Here is an 844-nt window from a genome sequence, read left to right on the forward strand (position 1 = left end):
CGTTACCAGCAATAATGACCAGACGAACAGCAAACATATTAACAGGAATTTTATCCGTTGGACTTTTGACAACTTTGGTTTTTAGGTTGACAAATGTACCAGGCGGAATGTTTTTATCTGGACTTGCATTAGGGATAATGTGGATTATCATTATCGTATTGACCTGTTTAATTTTGACAGCTATTTTAAATCGTATATTCAAAACAAAATCGTTTTTGACAATCTTCTTTTTAACGACAACACTTGGTTTCACTTATTTTCACTACAAACTTTACTCACCGACCTTGACAATCGTGGTGCCGACCAATTATTCAGGAGAAGTGGACTTGGTTTTAGCAAATGTAAAAGACAACATATTAACGCTTGACACAAACGGAATTGGTTATATTGACCAGTGGACTTTTGAGAAAACATATACTAGACCTATCGTTATTGACCAAGAAGGAAATAATCTTGATAGTTTATTAGTTGGTTTCAACCCAACTTCATTTTGGAGTAAAGGAAAATCTTGTTGCATAGACAATCAAGAAATCTACACCAAAGGTTTCAAAATTAAAAGAAATAAGAAAGAAGATGCTTTTAAATTTAGAAGTTTGATTGACCTCATAGACCGTAAGATTATAAAGACAATAAAGCCAGACCAACATACTTTAATACAAACAGAAACAACCATAGATAGTAGTGAAAATGGGATTACCAAATAGAAGAATTACTGCTGGTAACCACAAATTTGTATTATAATGGCTGAACTGCTTTACGTTATTTCATCGCAATTAACTAAGTTTATACGGGCAGACAAGTTTGTGCTTTCTATGCCATTACAACACAAATTCGCCAATCGTTA

The 844-nt window shown here is 33.4% G+C and carries 1 protein-coding gene; it reads left to right on the forward strand.

Features of this window, described 5'->3' with window-relative positions; genetic code table 11:
* On the forward strand, window positions 1-704 hold a 704-nt coding region (locus tag I5M32_RS16570; RefSeq protein WP_234462002.1), incomplete at its 5' end, for a hypothetical protein.
* Window positions 705-844 lie beyond the last annotated feature (140 nt).

This window comes from Pedobacter segetis, assembly GCF_016623585.1.
GTDB classification, from domain to species: domain Bacteria; phylum Bacteroidota; class Bacteroidia; order Sphingobacteriales; family Sphingobacteriaceae; genus Pseudopedobacter; species Pseudopedobacter segetis.